This is a genomic window from Nocardia sp. NPDC050713, from assembly GCF_040654315.1.
Lineage (GTDB): Bacteria > Actinomycetota > Actinomycetes > Mycobacteriales > Mycobacteriaceae > Nocardia.
The window spans coordinates 548,756-567,832 of record NZ_JBFAHS010000002.1; the positions used below are offsets into that span (position 1 = coordinate 548,756).

The window sequence follows — 19,077 nt, forward strand, 5'->3', positions numbered from 1 at the left end:
GGATCACTCCCTCCGGTCAGGCGGTGCCGCGCGGGCGCATCATCCGGTCGAGGACCGCCTGCTGGGCCTGCGCGTGCTCTTCCTCGGACAGTTGACCGGCCGCCCTGGCCTCGTCGATCGCCTCGAGCTCACGCCGGATGGTCGCCGGATCGTTCAGCTGCCGTTCGACTTCGTCCTGGATGACCTGACCGAGCCAGATCACGCCGCGGACCGGAGCGAGCGGCAACGTGACGATCGCCGAAATCAAACCCACCGATCAGCCCTCCGGTGCGCGCTTCATCACGAAGTCGTAGGCCGCCATCGGACCGAGCAGCGACAAGGTCACGCGGTCCTCCCACTCGTCGGCGAGCCGAGCCAGCGCATCCTCCAAGTCGCCCTGCCTGGCCAGCTCCACAAGGATCGCGACGTGCACCGCGTCCTGCTCGTTGGTCGGGGGCCGCTCGTTGACGAGGGGGTCCAGCTCGTCGAGCGCGTCGAGCACCCGACGGGTGTCCTGGGCTCGTTTCGCTTCGATGCCCTGGTTGATGATCTCGCCGAGTGCCATCCTGGCGTCCCGCGTGGCATCCGCTTCCTTGTCACGGATCGCGTCGCGCAATCGAGCCGCCTCGGCGTTCTCGGCGAGCAGTTCCCGCAGGATCGTCTTCTCGACGTAGCGACCTTTGACCACGAACTGCGCGCGACCTTCCAATTCCTCCAGCGCCGCGCGGAATTCGTCCTGATGGGCCTCGAGCAACTCCTTTTCCACCGCTTCGGCGGTGGACATGACGGCGCCGAACCGCAGCGGCAGCACCGGTGTCACGGCGGCCGAGCCGTCCAGCAGCTCCGCGTGCGCGGTCATGTCGGCCGGAGTACCGAGCGGGCGGTCGGTCGAGATCTCGCTGACCAGCGCGCCGATGTCTCCATGTCGCACCACGGTGACGCCGTGATCGCCGACTCCCGAGGCCTGCTCTTCCGGTTCCACATCCGCGGGCACGATTCCGTAGACGTACACCGCGGTACTCCCAGCGCTTTCCTTCTCTCGCGCTTCGGTCGCTTGTTCGGTGGACATCAATCCTCCCTACGTTTCGTCGACCGGCTTTGCTTCTCGCGCCTCGCCTCGACGTCGTCCATGAAGTTCAGGACCTTCTCGCCGGCGGCCTCGAGCGCGCCCTGGGTCTTGTGCTTGGCACCGCCGCTGGCGACCTCCCCGACCAGATCCGGCAGACCCTTCGGTTCGGTGTCGGAGATTTCCAGTCGATTGACGGCCTCGGCGAATCGCAGATAAGTGTCGACGCTGGCCACCACGACTCGGGCGTCGATGGTCACCAGTTCGATACCGACCAGCGACACGCGCACGAACGCGTCGATGACCAGACCTTTGTCCAGAATCGTGTCGATGACGTCGGCCAAGCCCGAAGAATTCGGGCGAGCAGCGACACCTCCGCCACCCGCGGGTTCGATGGTCATGCTTCTTGCCTCCTGCGCGCGGTCGATCGGCGTTCCGTGGTGCCGCGCCTGCTCCCTGATGTGGTGCGACGACTCGTCGAGGTGGTGCGCCGGCGCGCCGCGGGCCGACGGGCGGGCCGCTCGTCTTCCTCGGCCTCTTCGCCTTCGTCGGCCTCGTCGCGTTCTTCGTCTTCGTCCTCGTCGGGTTCTTCTTCCTCGGCCTCGTCGCGTTCGCCCTCGTCCTCGTCCTCGTCAGGTTCTTCGTCTTCGTCGGGTTCTTCGTCCTCGTCCGTCTCCTCTTCCTCGGCTTCGTCGTATTCCTCACCTTCGCCGGCCTCGTCGCGTTCCTCGTCCTCGCCTTCTTCCTCCTCACGACGGGCGGTCTCGTCGTCCTTGACCACCTTCTTGTCGCGGATCTCGCCGTGCCAGCCCACGATGTCGTCTGGGTGCAGCACGCTCTCGGTCATGACGTGACGCTGGAAGTGCTTGAGTTCCAGACGAACCCGGCGTCCGGCCGCACGCCAGAGGTTGGCGGTCTTCTCGAAGAGCCCGGCGGGGTGGTACTCGAGCACCACGATGATCCGCGTCAGATCGGGGGTGAGTTCGTGGAAGGTCACCGCGCCGTCGATATAACCTTTGTGGCCCTTCGACCGCCACACGATCCGCTCGAACGGCACCTGTTCGACGATGGTGGAATTCCAGGTCCGCTTGGACCAGAAGACCTTGCCGGACCATTCGAGCTTCTCGTCGGAGACCTGCTCGACTTGCTGGACCTTCTTCATGAACTTCGGGAAGTCCGCGAACTGGGTCCACTGGTCGTAGGCGAGGTCGATCGGGACACCGACATCGATGTGCTCGACGATATTGGTCAGCTTGAGCTTCTTGCCGCCGCTGCCCTTGCCTTTACCACCGGTCAGGGATTCCTTCACGTCTTGGAACTTCTCGGTGGCGGAGCTCTTGAGCTTGTCCATACCCGCGCTCATCGCCGCCGATATCGGTGATTTGCCTTCGGCGAGCTTCTCGACCCCGGTCAACGCCGACAGCAGGTTGCCGCCGCCGCCCTCGGCCACTTGGGTGAGACGATCAGCTGTCCCGGCTACCCGGCCGGCGACACTCGTGAGCGCACGCTCGGCGATGGTTCCCGTGAGGTTCCGCAGTGAGTCCTGCAGCTGCTGCTGCGGTGTTGCGGAACCGGCCGTCTTCTTGGCCCGGCTCGCGGCTCCGGTCGCGGTCTCACCGAGCTTGCGGGTGACGTCTTCGAGAGATTTCGCAGCCATCGCCGTCACCTCCTGGTGCGTCGCACCGGCGCGCTGTCGGCGGTGTCGGCTCGGGCTCGACGCTGTCGGGAGCCCGTCGGCTTACGCTCCCCGGAGCCGGACGATTTGGCCGGTGTCCGCTTGGAACTGGTCGCCGCGGCCCGACGGCGGGTGGGCGTGCGTGAGCGGGTGGATGAAGACTTCTTGCCTTTCTCGGGCTCGGCGTCCTCCTGGTCTTCGTCCTCGCCCTCCCGGTCTTCGTCGGATTCGTAGTCTTCTTCGGCATAGTCGTCCGCGTCGTCGGGCCGCTCCTCCTGGCCGGTGTCTTCGTCCGCCTCGGAGGTCTCCCCGCCGCCCTGGAGGCGGGCGTTCAACGCATCTATACGGTTGCTCGCGGCGCTGACCGCCGCGGCCCGCGCGGCGTCCATCAGCTCACCGCGAATCGTGTCGGTGATCTTGGTCAGTTCCTTCGACGACCCGAGCACCGACGCACCGCGTTGCAGCAGCGCCTGCGGGCCCCCCGCCTGCCTGCTCAATCCCGCGCCCGCGAGCATCAACGCCAGTCGCATTTTGCGCGTGCGTCCCAGCACGTATCCGATCCCCACCCCCGCCGCCAGCCTCGCTCCACCCTTCATGGTCACTCCTGGTTTGCCATCCGCTCTATATCAGCGCGTGTGCGAAACGGAGCCCGGTTGCAGCCTCACTCGTTCAGAGGTGGGCCGGATCACATCACGCCCCTAGTCTTCGACGCTACGCCGAATATGAGGCGGTTGTAACCGCGTTCTTCCTGCGAAAAGCCGGAGCGGTCCGATATGTGAAACGCACGAGCGCGCACAACGGGTGATCGGACCTCGACGCGGGTGCGAGATCGAACGATCGAAGGCCTGGATGAGCTGTGTGATAGCCAGATGGCCCGTTCGGCTGCGGTACGGCGGGCATGCCGTGGCAAAAGAGTTGCGAACGAGCGGAATTCACCGCCGGTTTCGTGCGAAGTCGCGCGGGTACGCGACGGCTGTGACCGCCTCGAATTCGCCTGCCGCCAGCCGGAGTGCTGGTGCGCTCCGCACCGTGTTGGTCGTGGTGTCCGCCGCCGATCGCATCCCTTTGCGCGAGGGCGGCAGTGAACCGACCGGCACCTATCTCGGTGAACTCGTCGAGCCGACCGATGCCATGCTCGCCGCTGGCTTCCGGCTGTCGTTCGCGACACCGGGCGGCAAGATCCCGACGATCGACGGCACCTCGTGCAGCCTGATGTACTTCGGCATGTCCCGCCGCGCCCGCGACGCGGCGCTGACCAGCTACACCCGCCTGCTCGAGCTCGGCCTCGCCGAGCCCGCCGACCTCGCCGACCTGGCCGCTTCGCCGCGCGACCTCGCCGGTTTCGACGCGGTGTTCGTCCCCGGCGGCCACGCGCCGCTGGTCGACCTGCTGTACCGCGACGCGTTCACCGACGATTCGCGCAACGAGGACTTCGGTGCGCTGCTGCGGTACTTCCACGACCACGACCGGCCGACCGCGCTGATCTGCCACGCACCTGCCGCGCTCGCCGCGGCCCCGAAGGTGGATGGGCGCTGGATCTACGACGGCTACCGGATGACGTGCTTCAAGACCGTCGTGGACACCATGCTCAGCGTCGTCCCGGTGGCGCGCCGGTTCCGCGGTCACCTCGCTGTCGATCCGACCGAGCTGCTGCGCGAGTGCGGCGCGCGCGTCGAGCAGACCCGGCTGCCGATGGGCAGCAAGATCGTCGACGACCGCGAGCTGTTGACCGGGCAGGATCCCTACTCCGCCAAGGCACTCGGCGCCGCCTTCGTCGCGAAGGTTCGGGCAAGCGCACCACTTGCCGGTGTCACACGGGAATGATGTGGGCTTGCCGGGCACGCCGTCATGATCAATTTCTGCAAGCCCGCCCTGGCGAAACCTCTTTCGCGCACTCCCAGCCGTGTGCTCGCGGTACGCGACGAAAACACCGCCCCGAGAAAAGAAACAAAGAATAACGTTTCAATCACGGAGCCTTCGGGTACTACAACGATATGACTTCACGGAACGACCGAGCTCGCCGAATAATCGGCATCGAGCGCGGTACGGCCGTGCTGTGCGCTCTCATCGCCACGGCCCTGGCCTGCGGCGTTGCGATTTTGACCGGTTCACTGACCTGGGCGCTCGCCGCGGGCGCTTCGATCTGCGCGGGAATGGCGGTGAGCCTGCCGACGATAACTCGACAAGCACCGCCACCGCAGACAATTCGCGATTTTTGATCGCAATCGACATATCGCCGTCATCAATTCGCAAAACATCCGCGCGATCGTGTTCGCGCCGAACGTCTGTCAGCCGTGCGATCCCCGCCGAAATCGATGCCGCGACCGGTGCGTCGTCCGGCAGGTCGAGCAGCCCGCGACCTCGACGGCGACATCGGTGGTCATCGAGCTACGACTCGCCGAGGCGCGACGAACCGCGCGGCGTGGAGACAGCGGGCGGTCTCGGCTGATTGGATCGGTGCGTGACAGTCGAGGGTTTTCAGTTGATCGGGCAGCGGCCGGTGGTCGAGGCGATGCCGGCGTGGGCGCCGCATTTTCCGCAGTTCGATCTCGTTTTCGGGTATTCGGATCTCGGGCACACGTTCCTGGTGAACAGCCAGTCGGGGGAGTGCGCGGTGTTGCATCCCTATCGGGCCGCCGCGAAGGGTTATGGCGCGTTCGCCGATCCCGCCGAGTTCGCGGATCGGGTGCTGCGCGAGCAAGGGTTCGCCGATTACGTGCTGCGCACCGAGCATGTGGCGCGGATTCGCGACCTGCTCGGGCCGCTCGCGCCGGAGCAGGTCTACATCGCGACGCCCTATCCGTTCCTGGGCGGCAGCGAGGCGCCCGAGACCTACGACACCGGCGAGTTGTGGACGTTTCTCGAGCTCGTCGCGCAAGCTCAGCAACTTCAGTAGCGGGGGGCATTCCGACCGGTCCGTAGACATGTCATGATGGGAACATGTGTTCGAATTGCAGCGCGGCCGGGTCGGGTGGTCGACGGTGAGCGAGGACGGCTGGTCGGCGGTCCGGCGACTGCCGCGACCACGTCCCGTGCTGGTCGATCCGAAGCGGATCTGGCTGCTGCCGAACCGGCCGGGACCGCAGCGTCCGTCGCTGGGCGTCGCGTCCAACAGCCTGGACCCGAGGTTCCAAGAACCGTGGGTCCAGGCGACCCAGTACGGCTGGGTCCGGCTGCACCTGGGGCACTACGTCGCCTGGTATGCCGAGGTCGCGGTCGACTACCGCACCCGCAACAAGCTCACCGAGACGACCCTGCGGCACTGGGTGCCCTGGGACGCGGTCCGGTTGCCATCGCCCGACAAGAAGCGGTGATGGCAACCGCGACGAGGCCGGGCTACGTCCCAGCATCCGCCCCGCGGTCCGGTCGGGTGGGCTCGGTCCGCGAACACACACCGATCTCGGCTTCACCCCCGACTGGAACGGAGTGAGGTGGGCTCGAGCAACGAACGCGCGCCGATCTCAGCGTCCGGGGACAGGCAGGGGGCCGAGTTGGTCGGGGGCCTCGAAGGCTCCGATGGTGAGGTCCGGGATGTGGTGGACGATGTCGAGGATTTCGCCGAGCTGGTCGACGGTGTCGAGCAGCTGGCGTTCGGTGTGTTCGCTGGTCAGGAAGAACCGCAGCCGTTCGGCGCCCGCGGGCACGACGGGGGACAGGATGGCGCCCGCGTTGTAGCCGCGCTGTAGCAGCGCCGCCGCGGCGTATCCGGCGCGGATCTCACCGGGCACGATGACCGGCACGATCGGGGTCGATTCGGAGTCGGCGAGATTCATGCCTCGCGCGCGCAGCGCGCCGGTGAACAAGCGCGCGTTCGACCACAGGCGGGTCAGCCGGTCGGGTTCGTCGGCGAGCACGTCGAGCCCGGCGAGGACGGCGGCGACGTTGGCCGGGGACGGTCCCGCGGTGTAGAGCGCCATGCCGGGCGCGGCGTACTTGATCGCCTGAACCAGGTCGGCGTCGCCCGCGATGAACCCGCCGGTGCTGCCGAGCGCCTTCGACAGGCTGCCCGCCCAGATGTCGACCAGGTCGCCGGGCAGATCGAAGTGTTCCCGGCTGCCGAGTCCGGTGGCGCCGAGGACGCCGATGGCGTGCGCCTCGTCGACGAGGACCGCGCAATCGTATGTCCGTGCCACGGCAGCAATCTCGGCGATCCGGCCGAGGTCGCCGTCCATGCTGTAGTGGCCCTCGATGATCACCAGCGCCCGATCGAACTGGTGGCGGCAGGTCCGCAGCAGCGCGGCGAGCGACTCGGGATCGTTGTGCCGGAAGGTGACTCGTCGGCACCCCGCCCACTGGGTGCCCGCGACCAGGCTGGCGTGCGCGAGCGAATCGCACACGGCGACATCGCCTTCGCCGAGCAGGAAGCCGATCACCGCGGCGTTGGTGAGGAACCCGCTCGAGGTCACCAGCGCCGCGCCCGCCCGGTAGATGTCGGCGAGGCGGCGTTCGAGCACGCCGTAGAGCGGGATCTCCCCGGTGACGATGCGGGTGGCCGAGGCGGAGGTGCCGTAGCGTTCGGCGGCCTCGTTGGCGGCGCGGATGACGCGCGGGTGTCCGGCCAACTCCAGGTAGTTGTAGGAGCTGTAGTTCACCAAGGCGTTTCCGCCGGAACGGATCACCGCGCCGTTGTGTCCTTCCGGCGAGAGGAACAGCGGATGCGGCAGCCCGGTGGCGTCGATCAGCCGCTGGATCGCCGCCTGCTTCTCCAGCGCCGCCACCACGGCCGGATGGTCGGCGAACTGGCGTCCCGGTCCGCGCCGCGCGCTGGTGCGCGGAGTGGCCTGCGCGGCTTTGGGCCGATCCGGCGGCGCGGCGGTGTCGCGCTCGCGGGCACCGGCCAGCAGCCGCCGCGCGATGTCCCGCTCGTCGGTCATGCCGGAACCGCCTGGGCGCTTACGGATCCCACGATGATCTCGGCGATCCTGGCGCCGGCCTGCGCCAGGCTGAACGAACGACCCAGCTGCATACTGTTCATCTCCACACCGAGGGTCTTGCTCACCAGCGCGCCGAATTCGACCGCCATGAGCGAATCCAGGCCGAGTTCGGGCAGCGGAACCGACAGGTCGATGGAATCCGGCGCCACGCCCATCACCTCGGCGAGCTGTTCGGCGAGAACATAACCGACGACGGCCGCGCGCTGCGCCTCGTCCAGCGCGACGATCTCGCCGCGCAGCCGCGCCGCGGCCGAATTGTCCTCCGAGGCCGCGGCGATCAGCTCGGCGACGCGCGCGGTGTAGGCCAGCTGCGGCGCGGCCAGCACCACCTTGCTCCAGTCGACCGGGATGATCGCGGCCTGCCGGACGCCGAGACGCAATGCCTCGCCGAGGTATTCGGTGCCGTCGTCCATATCGATCGCCTCGAAGCCCGCGATGCGCAGGTAGCGCTGCACGTTCTCGTCGGCGTCGACCATGCCGCCGCCGGACATCGCGCCCCAGCCGATGCACAGCACCCGCTCGCCGCGGCGCGCCAGTTGGTCGGCGAACGATTGGAGCGCGAGATTCGCCGCGGTGTAGGAGTATTGGCCGATCCCGCCCATGATGGCGCTGCCGGAGGAGAACAGCACGATCAGGTCGGGGCGCACCTTCGCGGCGGTCAGTGCGGTGTGCAATGCCAGCGCTCCGTCGAGCTTCGGACGGAAGACGGCGGTCAGGCTGGCCCGGTCCATCGTCGTGATGCGCTGATCGTCGAGAACGCCCGCCGCGTGGAAGACACCGCGCAACGGATGCGCTTCGGTGTGGACGCGCGCCACGACCTCGCGCATCGCATCGGCGTCGGTGACGTCGGCGCGCTCGACGAGCACCTCGACCCCTTCGGCGCGCCAGGTGTCCAGGTGCGCGCGGGCGGTGTCGGTGCCCCGCACCGCCGCGGCCGATCAGCACCAGGCGCCGCGCGCCGCGGCGGACCAGCCAGCGGCCGGTGGCCAGGCCGAAAGCGCCGAAGCCGCCGGTGATCAGGTAGCGGCCGTCCGCATCGATGGGCACGTCGGCGGATTGCGGTCGTACCGGCGGTGTTTCGCCGGTGAGGTCGAGGGCGATGCGCCCGAGGCGGGTCGAGCGCAGGGCCTCCTCGAACGCGGCCCCGACCTCGTCGACGCCGAAACTGTGGTACGGCAGCGGACGGTAGGTGCCGTCGGCGAGTCTCTCGTTCACCGCCTGCACCCTGGCCACCACCTCGGCCCGGCGCAATTTCAGCATGCGGTCCAGATCGAAGGAGAAGTACGCGACGTTCTTGTCGAAGTTGCGCAGGTCCAGCACGCCGCCGGAGTAGATGTCGGCCTTGCCGATCTCCACGATGCGCCCGAATTCGGCGACGGCCTTGAAGTTCTGGTGCACGATCTCGCCCGGCGCGGTGCTGATGACGATGTCGGCGCCGCGGCCGTCGGTGAGGCCGAGGACGTCGTCGACGAAGTTCAGCGACCGCGAGTTCACCACCTCGTCCGCGCCCTGCTCCAGCGCGTAGGCGCGCCGTTCGTCGGTGCTCGCGGTGCCGATCACTCGCGCGCCGTGCCGCTTGGCGACCTGGATCGCGCAAGCCCCGACGCCGCCCGCCGCCCCGTGTACCAGCACCGTCTCCCCGGCGCGCAGCCGCGCCAGATCGAGCAGCGAGTACTCGGCGGTGACGAAGGAGACCGTCGAGGTGCACAGTTCCGGCCGAATGCTCTCCGCCGCGGGTCCCACGACCTCGGTACTGGCGACGTGGAAGCGTTCGATCATGCCCGCCGAGGCCAGCCCGACGCGGTCGCCGACGCGCAACCGGGTCACGTCGGGGCCGACCCGCACCACGGTGCCCGCGCCCTCCATGCCCGGCGCGACGCCGAAGTGGGTCTCACCCAAGTCGTCCGCGCCCAGGACGCCGAGAATCTTGAGCGGGTCCTTGAAGCCCAGTCCGATGGCGGCCATCCGCACCTCGACCTCACCGGGACCGGGGGCCCGGCGCGCGGCGCGGCGCCAGCCGAGCTGGGACAGCACGCGCGAGCGCGGGATGTCGAGGACGAAATTGGCCTCGGGATCGGTCAGCGGCGCCGGATCGTCGAGAGCGGTGAGCCGGTCGGGCAGCGCGCGCGTCACGACGGTGCACCACCGTAATCCGTTGCGCAGGAACACTTCGTCGGTCCCGTCGGCGCTGAACGCGCCAGGGACGGACAGTTCGGCGAGCAGCTCGGCTTCGGAGGTCTCCGGTTCGATGTCGACCAGACGCCAACGCAGCGGTGGCTGCTCGTTGAGCAACACCCGGCGCGCGCCCGCGAGGGCCGCGTGGGCGGGATTGGGCACGGCCGTGTCCTCTGGATGCGTGAAGGCGCGTTCGGTCACCAAAGTCACGTGCACGGAGCCGTCCCCGGTCAACGGCAGCGGCTCGGGATGCATTTCGTCGGCGACTTCTTCCACGATCAGCGCCAGCCTGCTCAACAGCCACAGGTCGGCGACCGGGTCCGCGCTCGTCCCGGCCACCACGCAGACGTGCACGCGGTCGACGCCTTCGGTGGCGTGCGCGGCACTCAGCCGCTCGGCCAGCGCTTGTTCGAAATCGTTTGCCGGGAAGAGTATTTCGGCTCGGCTGGTCGAACGCGCGACCTGTTCGACGCGGGCGGGGGCGGCGCCGGACAGCGGGACGACGACGGTGTACGCGGTGGCGGCCTGCGGCAGCGCCGCGCGGTCGAGCGGATCGCGCAGGGTCCAGCGTTCCTCGTAGTAGAGGTCTTCGAGCCGGCGCCGCAGCCCGCCGCCGAACGGCACCGCCTGGAACTTCGCGCCGACGATCTGCAACACCAGGTTGTGCTCGGAGTCCAGCACCGCGACCTCGGCGCGCAGCGGTTCGGTCAGCCGGGCGACGACCACCGCGCGCGAGGGCAGCGGCGCGAACATCCGCACGGCGGCCGCGCCGACGGGGATGACCGCACCGGTCAGTTCGGGCCCGCCCGCGTCGCCGAGGGAGACGACCTGCCAGGCCGCGTCCAGCACGCACGGGTGCGCCAGATGCCCGGCGGTCGCGGCGATGCTCGCGTCCAGCGTCGCGACGACGGTGTCGCCGTCCACCCAGGCTTCCCGCACCAATCGGAAGGCCGGGCCGTGGGCGACGCCGGTCGCTGTCAGGTCGTCGTAGAGAGTCTCGGGCACGACGGGCGTCATGGCGGCGGTGTCGGGGACCGCGATCTTGCCCGGTTCGAACGCGCCCTCGACCAGCCGGCCGGTGGCGTGCACGGTCCACGTCGTCCCGACCGCGGTCCGGGAGCGGATGGTGAAGCGGCGGGTCGACTCCTCCACGCGCAACTGCATCACCGGAACGTCGCCGCGTTCGACGAGCAGTGGCGCGATGAACCGCACCTGCTCCACCGCGGCGATGCCGTGTTCGACGCTCGCGCCGTACTCGACGGCGGCCGCACTCAACGCCGCGTCCAAATACGCTGCGCCGGGCAGGATTCGGGAGCCGTCGACGACGTGATCATCGATCCAGGGCAGCACCTCGGCGGCGATCGGGACGGTCCAGTGCCGCTCGTCGTCCAAGCCAGGGTCGCCGAGCATGGTGTAGAGGCCGGGAGTGCCGTACCGCTGCTGTGACGATCCCGGCAGGTCGGAGCGCAGGCGCTTGCGCTGCCACGGGTAGCGGGGGAGCGGCAGGTGCGCGACGGGCGCCGTGCCGACCAAGGCGGGGATGTCGAGGGCGCCCGCGGTGTAGAGCCCGGCGATCATCTCGCGCACGCTGACCGCGTCGGCCTGCTTGCGCCGCAGCGTCGCGACGGCGGCGCCTTTCTCGCCCGCGTGCAGCAGCAGCTCGCGCAGGTTGGCGGCCAGCACGGGATGCGGGCCCACTTCGAGGAAGACGCGTTCGCCCGCGGTGATCAGGCCGCGAATCGCCGCGGCGAAGCGCACCGGCCGACGGACGTTCGCACACCAGTAGTCGGCGTCCCAGTCCGCCTCGGTCACCCGGTCGCCGGTCACGGTGGAGTAGAGCGGGATCGACGGGGGTCGCGGGGTCAAGTCGGCGAGGGCGGCGCGCAGGGAGTCGAGGATCGGATCCATCAGCGCGCTGTGGTACGGGACCTCGACCTGTAGTCGCTTCGCGAAAATGCCGCGCTCGGTGAGTATTTCGGCGATCTCGTCGAGCCGGTCGATCGCGCCGGAGAGCGTGACGGCGGTCGGGCTGTTGATCGCGGCGATGTCGACGCCCGCGCCGAGCAGGTCGGCCGCCTCCTCGGCGGGCAGGCCGACCGCGAGCATGCCGCCGGTGCCCGCGGTCGTGGCCTGGAGACGGGCGCGGTGATAGGCCACCGCGACCGCGTCGGTGAGCGAGAGCATGCCGGTGACGTAGGCGGCCGACACCTCGCCGACGCTGTGCCCGACCACCGCCGACGGCCGGACACCCAGCGCCGCAAGCGTTTCGAAGAGCGCGACCTGGACGAGGAAGTTCGCGGGCTGAGCGATCTCGGTCGCGGTCACCCGGGACTCGTGCTCGGGACGGGACAGTTCCGCGCGGATCGACCAACCGGCCAGGGCGGTGAACGCCGTGTCGACACGTTCGGCCGCCGCCGCGAAGACCGGGTCGGTGGCGAGCAGATCCCGCGCCATGCCCCACCACTGCGGACCCATACCGGTGAACACGAAAACCGGTCCGACGGAGGGGTTTCCGACGGCGCGCACCGGTGCGCGACCCTCGCCCGCAGCGAAGCCGCGCAGGTCGATGATCAACTCGGCGGGATCGACGAACGGCACACCGACCCGAAACGGGTGGTGGTGCCGCCTGGTCCAGGCCGCTGCGGCCACGTGATCGAGATCAGCGCCGGTGGCGAGCAGCTCGGCGTACGCGGCCGCGAGCTCGCGCACGGCCTGTTCGTTGCGCGCCGAAATGGGCAGCACGCCACGGTGGCGCGGGGCGGTTGCCGCAGCCGCGGGAGCGGTATCGAACGCTGCCGGAGTGTGACCGACCAAGGTGAGCGCTCGATCAACCGACGTGGACGCTCGGTCGACCGGCACGTGCGCCGCGACGGACGCCGCGGGCGCGGTCCCTCGCCCATGGGCGGGCCGGTACTCCCGCAAGATGGCATGGGCATTGGTACCGCCATAGCCGAACCCGTTGACCGCCACCGTCATCCACTCCTCGGGACCGACCGGCTGCGCCTCGGTCTGAATCGTCAACCGCAGCTCGTCGAGCGCGAGGTCTGGATTGAGTTCGTCGTCGAGCCAGCCCTGCGGCGGCAGCGTGCGCCGGAAGATGGCCAGCGCGGCCTTGATGACGCTCGCGACGCCCGCGGCGGCCTCGGTGTGCCCGAGGGTCGCTTTCACCGACCCCACACCCAACGGCGCGGTGCGCCCCGCGACGGCGCCGTAGGCCCGCCCGATCGCGCGCAGTTCCAGCGGGTCGCCGACCGGCGTTCCGGTGCCGTGCGCCTCGACGTAGGTCACCTCGTGCGGTGCGATGCCCGCCCGCGCGCACACCGATTTCGCCAGCGCCTCTTGTGCCTCGGCGTTGGGCACGGTGATGGCGGTGGTGCGGCCGTCCTGGTTGGAACCGGTCGCCTCGATCACCGCGTAGACGCGGTCGCCGTCGGCTTCGGCATCGGCGAGTGCCTTGAGCACGACCATGCCCGCGCCCTCACCGCGCCCGTATCCGTCGGCGGTGGCTCCGAAGGACTTGCTTCGTCCGTCTTCGGCGAGGAAACCGCCCTTGCACATGGAGATGAACGTGCCCGGTTGCAGCATCAGGTTCACCCCGCCCGCCAGTGCGGTGCGGCAGTCGCCGTCGCGCAGCGCCTGGCAGGCAAGATGCAGCGCGACCAGCGACGAGGAGCACGCGGTGTCGACGGTGACGCTCGGCCCACTCAGGTTGAGCGCGTAGGAGATTCGATTGGACAGCATCGTGTAGGACGCGCCCGCCGAGGAGTGCATGTCGATGTGCGGCACCGCCTCGCCGGTGAAGCCGGCCGCGAGCTGGTCGAGGGTGAACGCGCCCAGGTAGACCCCGACCGGCGCCTCGCCGGTGCGGCCCGCGATGCCCGCGTCGTCGAGGGCTTCCCACGCGACCTCGAGCACCAGCCGCTGCTGCGGGTCCATCGCCGTGGCCTCGCGCGGGGAGATGCCGAAGAAGTCGGGGTCGAACGCCCACGGATCGGTGGTCAGGAACGCGGCGCGCTTGGTGTACATCCGGCCGGGCGCGCGGCGGTCGGGGTCGTAGTAGCGGCGGTAGTCCCAGCGGTCGGCCGGGATCTCGGTGACCGCGTCGCGCTTGTCCACCACGAAATCCCAGAACGTGTCCGGCGAGTCGATGCCACCGGCGTAGCGGCAGCCGATGCCGACGATCGCGATGTCGGTCACGAAATGTGCTCCTTCACTCGGCGAGGCTGCTCGGCAGCCACATCATCACGTTGACGAGGGGACCGGTGCGTCCGATCCGCACCCGGCCCACTCGCAGTGCCCCCAGCGCCCGGTAGTAGGCGACATTGCCGTCCTTGCAGACCCCGAACATCGGCGCGCCCACCCGTTCGATCTCCGCGATCGCGTAGGCGAGCACCGCCCGGCCGACCCCGCCGCGCTGGTGCGCGGGATCGACGCCGAGGGTCACGCCGAAGAAGTGCGGTAGGCCCTTGGCCAGGTTGCTGATCGTGGCGTCCATCGCCAAGGCGCGCGGGCCGCCGGAACCCATGGCCCACACGAATTCCGGGATCGAGGCGAGGTAGCGCAGCGGCCCGAAGCGGTAGTCCGGGGTCTGCCACAGTCCGCCTCCGACGATGCGTCCCGCACTGGTCGCGACCAGAGCCCCGCCCGCGGGCAGGTATTGGTGGCGGATCATCGCCCTGGTCAGCCGAGGCTGGTTGCGGCGACGCTGCGCGGGGTCGGGAAACATGTACTCGCCGAACGGATCGTCGGCGTCGAAGGCTCGATCCAGCACCGAGACCAGCTCGGGCACATCCTGTTTCGTAGCGGTTCGCACCACTACGTCGTCGAACGTCTGAGGCACCAGGAACTTTCGTGACGGGTTGTGTGAAAACCCCTGCCCGAGCAGGAATTTCTATTTACAAACAGCAACGTACACCAATCGGCGGCAGCGCGCGACGGAAAGCTACCCGCCGGTAATCGAGGAAAAAAGTTCCCGCAAGCCGGTACTTTCGACGGGCCGCGAGGACCCGTCGCGCGCCGGACGCGTCGTCTACTCTTCGACCGAGCCCGCACGGGCCGAACACCTTTCGGCGCATACGCATTCACACACGATGAGGACTGCCGCATGACGACATCGGCAACCGAGAAACCCACCGACGACCGAGGCGACACCACCCTGCACCCGCCGCGCTGGCAGCCCGCGCCCATGCGCTGGCATCGCACCGAGGTCGGCTGGGCGCAGTCCTGGCGCTACGCCGCCGCGCTGATTCCGCGCTGGCGCGACCGGACGCTGGTGCACTACCTGACCGTGGAGCTGCCCGGCGCCGACGACGTGCTCGTCGCGCGCATGCCGATGCTGCGCTACGCCGTGGTGCGCAACCCCGAACTGGCCCGCCGCATCCTGGTCTCGAATCAGGAAAACTATTGCAAGAGCGCGGAATACGACATGATGGCGGTGACCTTCGGCCAGGGCCTCGTCACCGATATGGACGACCGGCGCTACCAGCGCAACCGCCGCCTCGTGCAGCCCATCTTCGCGCGCGGCAACATCGAGCAGTTCGCCGGACCGATCACCGAGGCGGCCGCCGACGCCGCCGACCGCATCCTGCGCGTCTGCGCCGCGGACGGCTCGGTCGACATCGGCGCCGAGATGAACCGGCTGACCCTGGACATCGTGGCGCGCACCATGTTCGGCACCGACCTGTCCGGCCCCATCTCCCAGATCCGGCTGACGAACCTGCTGAAGTTCTTCGGCGTCGGCTTCGCCACCAACATCAGCAGGCCGTTGCGTGCGCTGTCGACGTTCGTCGTCCGATGCACGACACCCGAAGAGCGGCGCGCCGGTTCACGCGTCCCCATCCGCGCCATGCGCTGTCTGACCTGGCTCACCGCCCCGCACATCATGCTCGAGCTGCGCCGCATCGAGCGGGCGGTGGACACCCTCGTCGCCGATCACCGCGACGGCCGCATCGCGCGCAAAGACAATCTGCTCGGCCTGCTGATGGAAGCGCGCGATCCGGAAACCGGCCACGCCTACAGCGACAACGAGATCCACGACGAGCTGATGACCTTCATCGGCGCTGGGATGGAGACCTCGGCGACCGCGCTGACCTGGACCTGGAAGCTGCTCGCCGAGCATCCCGAGGCCCGCGCCAGGATGGACGAGGAGCTGCGCGACGTACTCGGCGAGCGCACCCCCGCCGCCGCCGATGTGGACGAGCTGGTGTGGACCAAAGCCGTCCTGGCCGAATCGATGCGACTGTATCCGCCGATCATCGGGCTGACCCGGGTGGCGAAGGGACCGGATGTGCTGGCCGGCTACCGGATCGAGCCGGGGACGACGGTGGTGATCAGCCTGCACGGTGTGCACCACAACGCGTCGGTCTGGGCCGACCCCGAACGCTTCGACCCCTCGCGGCACCTGCCGGAGAACCTGACCACCGAACGCAGGCACGGATCGCTGGCCTTCAGCGCGGGCAAACGCATCTGCATCGCGCAGAACTTCGCGATGATGGAAATGGTGCTGTCGCTGGCGGTTCTGGCGCAGCGCATGGATATGGACCTGGCGACCGAGGAACCGATTCGGCGGGCGCTGTCGTTCACCGGCGGGCCGGACGGGCCGGTCCCGATGACGGCGACACCGCGCGCCTGAGTTCAGACGCGCAGAGCGGTGAAGGGCGCGAACGAGATGTTGCGCAGCACCAGCCAGCCGAGTACCAGAGCGAGGGTGACGTGCGGGGCGTTGCGGTACTGATACCAGCGCACCGAGTCGCGGCCACGGACGCGGTCGCGCGTCCAGAAGACGAACGTGCCGACCAGCGCGAGCAACGCGAGCAGGCCGAGAGCGTTGTAGTGCAGCGCAGCGGGCAGATCGCCGTGCAGCAGCGAGTACAGCATGCGGGAACTGCCGCAGCCGGGACAGTTGATGCCGAACAGCGCCTTGGACGGGCAGACCGGGATGACGCCGCCGGGCGTGGTGGGGTCGGCCCACAGCACGGCGGCGCAGACCAGTGCGCCCGCACCGGCGACCGCGACGGGCGCGGCCAGCCGGTGCGAGACGGAGACGGGCGTGCTCACACCCCGGAGGCTCCGATGAGCGCGATGTTGGCGACGAGGGCGATCACGAACACGATCACGCCGCACACCGCCGAGATCATCGTCCACTTCTTGGCGTCCTCGGCGGCACGGTAGGCCTCGGCAGCCTGCCCCTGCGCCCACAGGCTGTTGACGTTGGCCGCCTTCATGATCGCGACGATGCCGAACGGAAGACAGCAGAACACCGTCGCCAGGATCGCCCACACCATGTTGTTCTCCGGCGGCGTTCCCGGGTTGTAGCCGGGGCCGTAACCGGGAGCGGCCGGGTAGCCCGGGGCGGGCGGGTAGCCACCCGCGGCCGGATAACCCGGCGCCGCGGGGTAGCCGGGCGCGGCAGGGTAACCCGGCGCCGCGGGATACCCCGGCGCGGCCGGGTACCCGGGCTGCTGCGCGTAGGGGTCGCTCGCCGGTTGCGGCTGCTGCTGCGCGTACGGGTCGGACTGCTTGTACGGGTCGAAGCCGGGCTGGGGCGGGGGGTACGTCATCAATTCCTCACTTGTCGTCGACGCTCGGCGAGCGCGGGTCTGATTTCGGCGGAACTCCGAGCACGCCCCCCGAACGACCTTGACAGTCTGTCGACCAGGTCTCCGGCAGTGTAGTGGGTCGGATCCACCAGTTCCTGTCGGCCGTCCGCCGCGGTGCCGCCCGCCGCGACAGCATGTTTCGGCCGCGGGCACGGGTTTGCCGCACGCTGATCGCTAACGGACGGCGCCGCGATCGCGCACGCCACGGCGCGTCGCGTGCGGACTCGCGGCGCGGTGGCGGAGCGCCGCACCGGCGACGAGTGGTAGGAAAGGGGACGTGTCCGTTAACGGCGAAGGCTCCGGTCCGAACAGCAGATCTCGCGCGGTGGACGAGGTCGTCGAGCTGGTCAGTCGACTGATCAGGTTCGACACCTCGAACACGGGTGATCTGGCCACCACGAAGGGTGAGCGCGAATGCGCCCAGTGGGTGGCCGATCAATTGCACCAGGTCGGATACACCACCGAATACGTGGAATCCGGTGCGCCCTGCCGCGGCAACGTCTTCGCGCGACTGAAAGGCGCCGATTCCAGCCGGGGCGCGCTGCTGATGCACGGGCACCTGGACGTGGTGCCTGCCGAGGCGTCGGACTGGAGCGTGCACCCGTTCTCCGGCGCGGTGCGCGACGGCTACGTCTGGGGTCGCGGCGCCATCGACATGAAGGACATGGTCGGCATGATGCTGGCGGTGGCGCGCCAGTTCAAGGTCGAAGGCACCGTGCCGCCCCGCGACATCGTCTTCGCGTTCCTGGCCGACGAGGAGAACGGCGGCAAGTGGGGCTCGCAGTGGTTGGTGGACAACCGCCCCGACCTGTTCGACGGTGTCACCGAGGCGGTGGGGGAGGTCGGCGGGTTCTCGCTGACGGTGCCGCGCCGCGACGGCGGTGAACGCAGGCTCTACCTGGTGGAGACCGCCGAGAAGGGGCTGGGCTGGATGCGCTTGCGCGCCAAGGCGCGCGCGGGGCACGGCTCGTTCCTGCACGAGGACAACGCGGTCACCATCCTCGCCGACGCGGTGGCCAGGCTCGGCAAACACACCTTCCCGCTGGTGCTTTCGGATTCGGTGGCCGAGTTCCTCGCCGCGGTGTCGGAGGAGACCGGCATCCCCTTCGACCCGGAGAGCCCGGACATCGAGGGCCAGCTCGCCAAGCTGGGCACCATCTCCCGCATCATCGGCGCCACCCTGCGCGACACCGCCAATCCCACCATGCTCCAGGCCGGTTACAAGGCCAACGTCATTCCGCAGACCGCGGAGGCGGTGGTGGACTGCCGGGTGGTGCCGGGCCGCCAGGCCGCCTTCGAACGCGAGGTGGACGAGCTGATCGGCCCCAATGTCGAACGCGAGTGGATCACCAAGCTCGACTCCTACGAGACCACCTTCGACGGGCACCTGGTCGACGCCATGAACGACGCGATCCTGGCCAACGACCCGCAGGGCCGCACGGTGCCCTACATGCTCTCCGGCGGCACCGACGCGAAGGCGTTCGCCCGCCTGGGGATTCGCTGTTTCGGTTTCGCACCGCTGCGGCTGCCGCCGGAACTGGACTTCAGCGCCCTGTTCCACGGCGTGGACGAACGTGTTCCGGTGGACGCTCTCGAGTTCGGCACCCGCGTACTGGAACACTTCCTGTTGCACAGCTGATCCGCACACCA

General features: G+C 69.1%; 15 protein-coding genes and 1 pseudogene. 5 read left to right on the plus strand and 11 right to left on the minus strand.

Features of this window, described 5'->3' with window-relative positions; genetic code table 11:
- Positions 1–16: 16 nt before the first annotated feature.
- Genes AB0H49_RS05945 through AB0H49_RS05965 form a run of 5 tightly spaced genes read right to left on the minus strand, consistent with a single transcriptional unit; the run spans position 17 to position 3,316 of the window.
- Complete coding sequence (locus tag AB0H49_RS05945) at positions 17–253, minus strand: gas vesicle protein GvpG (protein WP_355001389.1); 237 nt, start codon at positions 251–253, stop codon at positions 17–19.
- A 3-nt stretch (positions 254–256) separates the two neighbouring features.
- Positions 257–1,048 (minus strand): GvpL/GvpF family gas vesicle protein, encoded by a 792-nt coding sequence (locus tag AB0H49_RS05950; protein WP_355001388.1) that lies wholly within the window; start codon positions 1,046–1,048, stop codon positions 257–259.
- A complete protein-coding gene (gene gvpJ / locus AB0H49_RS05955; RefSeq protein ID WP_097244002.1) occupies positions 1,048–1,446 on the minus strand; it encodes a gas vesicle protein GvpJ in 399 nt (132 codons plus the stop codon). Before gvpJ ends, AB0H49_RS05950 begins: the two co-directional genes overlap by 1 nt.
- Positions 1,443–2,702, minus strand: a complete 1,260-nt coding sequence (locus tag AB0H49_RS05960; protein ID WP_357247670.1) for an SRPBCC family protein — start codon at positions 2,700–2,702, stop codon at positions 1,443–1,445. Before AB0H49_RS05960 ends, gvpJ begins: the two co-directional genes overlap by 4 nt.
- A gap of 5 nt (positions 2,703–2,707) precedes the next feature.
- Positions 2,708–3,316, minus strand: coding sequence for a hypothetical protein (locus AB0H49_RS05965; RefSeq protein WP_357247673.1), 609 nt, complete (start codon positions 3,314–3,316; stop codon positions 2,708–2,710).
- A gap of 433 nt (positions 3,317–3,749) precedes the next feature.
- On the opposite strand from AB0H49_RS05965, the gene AB0H49_RS05970 reads away from it, so the two are divergent.
- From AB0H49_RS05970 to AB0H49_RS05980, 3 genes are all read left to right on the plus strand, one after another.
- Positions 3,750–4,544, plus strand: a complete 795-nt coding sequence (locus AB0H49_RS05970) for a DJ-1/PfpI family protein (RefSeq protein WP_357247676.1) — start codon at positions 3,750–3,752, stop codon at positions 4,542–4,544.
- Positions 4,545–5,181: 637 nt separating this feature from the next.
- Positions 5,182–5,616: a T6SS immunity protein Tdi1 domain-containing protein gene (locus tag AB0H49_RS05975; protein WP_355001384.1), complete on the plus strand. Its 435-nt coding sequence runs from the start codon at positions 5,182–5,184 to the stop codon at positions 5,614–5,616.
- 46 nt (positions 5,617–5,662) lie between these two features.
- Complete coding sequence (locus AB0H49_RS05980; protein WP_355001383.1) at positions 5,663–6,034, plus strand: hypothetical protein; 372 nt, start codon at positions 5,663–5,665, stop codon at positions 6,032–6,034.
- A 147-nt stretch (positions 6,035–6,181) separates the two neighbouring features.
- Here AB0H49_RS05980 and AB0H49_RS05985 read toward each other — a convergent pair whose 3' ends face one another.
- The 4 genes and pseudogenes from AB0H49_RS05985 to AB0H49_RS06000 form a co-directional block, all read right to left on the minus strand.
- Positions 6,182–7,594 carry an aminotransferase class I/II-fold pyridoxal phosphate-dependent enzyme gene (locus tag AB0H49_RS05985; protein WP_357247978.1) on the minus strand — a complete coding sequence of 471 codons (1,413 nt, stop codon included), beginning with the start codon at positions 7,592–7,594 and terminating at the stop codon, positions 6,182–6,184.
- A complete protein-coding gene (locus AB0H49_RS05990; protein WP_357247981.1) occupies positions 7,591–8,580 on the minus strand; it encodes a beta-ketoacyl reductase in 990 nt (329 codons plus the stop codon). The genes AB0H49_RS05985 and AB0H49_RS05990 overlap by 4 nt, the downstream gene beginning before the upstream one ends.
- 43 nt (positions 8,581–8,623) lie before the next feature.
- Positions 8,624–14,026, minus strand: a pseudogene (locus AB0H49_RS05995) (beta-ketoacyl synthase N-terminal-like domain-containing protein); the annotation flags it as partial.
- Between the two features lie 13 nt (positions 14,027–14,039).
- Positions 14,040–14,669: a GNAT family N-acetyltransferase gene (locus AB0H49_RS06000; RefSeq protein ID WP_357247680.1), complete on the minus strand. Its 630-nt coding sequence runs from the start codon at positions 14,667–14,669 to the stop codon at positions 14,040–14,042.
- A gap of 264 nt (positions 14,670–14,933) precedes the next feature.
- Here AB0H49_RS06000 and AB0H49_RS06005 point away from each other — a divergent pair, with 264 nt between their 5' ends.
- Positions 14,934–16,460: a cytochrome P450 gene (locus AB0H49_RS06005; RefSeq protein WP_357247683.1), complete on the plus strand. Its 1,527-nt coding sequence runs from the start codon at positions 14,934–14,936 to the stop codon at positions 16,458–16,460.
- Positions 16,461–16,462: 2 nt separating this feature from the next.
- Here the strand turns inward: AB0H49_RS06005 and AB0H49_RS06010 are convergent, their stop codons facing one another.
- Together AB0H49_RS06010 and AB0H49_RS06015 are read right to left on the minus strand one after the other, a co-directional pair.
- Positions 16,463–16,885: a DUF2752 domain-containing protein gene (locus AB0H49_RS06010; RefSeq protein WP_357247686.1), complete on the minus strand. Its 423-nt coding sequence runs from the start codon at positions 16,883–16,885 to the stop codon at positions 16,463–16,465.
- The gene (locus AB0H49_RS06015) at positions 16,882–17,388 is read right to left on the minus strand and encodes a CD225/dispanin family protein (RefSeq protein WP_141810689.1); all 507 of its coding nucleotides are present in this window, start codon (positions 17,386–17,388) and stop codon (positions 16,882–16,884) included. Before AB0H49_RS06015 ends, AB0H49_RS06010 begins: the two co-directional genes overlap by 4 nt.
- 316 nt (positions 17,389–17,704) lie before the next feature.
- On the opposite strand from AB0H49_RS06015, the gene AB0H49_RS06020 reads away from it, so the two are divergent.
- Positions 17,705–19,066, plus strand: a complete 1,362-nt coding sequence (locus AB0H49_RS06020) for a M20/M25/M40 family metallo-hydrolase (RefSeq protein ID WP_357247690.1) — start codon at positions 17,705–17,707, stop codon at positions 19,064–19,066.
- Positions 19,067–19,077 lie beyond the last annotated feature (11 nt).

Bases quoted from the DNA above. Each gene is read 5' to 3' on its own strand.
- AB0H49_RS06015 (WP_141810689.1), bottom strand. From the start codon at position 17,388: ATGACGTACCCCCCGCCCCAGCCCGGCTTCGACCCGTACAAGCAGTCC.
- AB0H49_RS05960 (WP_357247670.1), bottom strand. From the start codon at position 2,702: ATGGCTGCGAAATCTCTCGAAGACGTCACCCGCAAGCTCGGTGAGACC.
- gvpJ (WP_097244002.1), bottom strand. From the start codon at position 1,446: ATGACCATCGAACCCGCGGGTGGCGGAGGTGTCGCTGCTCGCCCGAAT.
- AB0H49_RS05985 (WP_357247978.1), bottom strand. From the start codon at position 7,594: ATGACCGACGAGCGGGACATCGCGCGGCGGCTGCTGGCCGGTGCCCGC.
- AB0H49_RS05965 (WP_357247673.1), bottom strand. From the start codon at position 3,316: ATGAAGGGTGGAGCGAGGCTGGCGGCGGGGGTGGGGATCGGATACGTG.
- AB0H49_RS05950 (WP_355001388.1), bottom strand. From the start codon at position 1,048: ATGTCCACCGAACAAGCGACCGAAGCGCGAGAGAAGGAAAGCGCTGGG.
- AB0H49_RS06005 (WP_357247683.1), top strand. From the start codon at position 14,934: ATGACGACATCGGCAACCGAGAAACCCACCGACGACCGAGGCGACACC.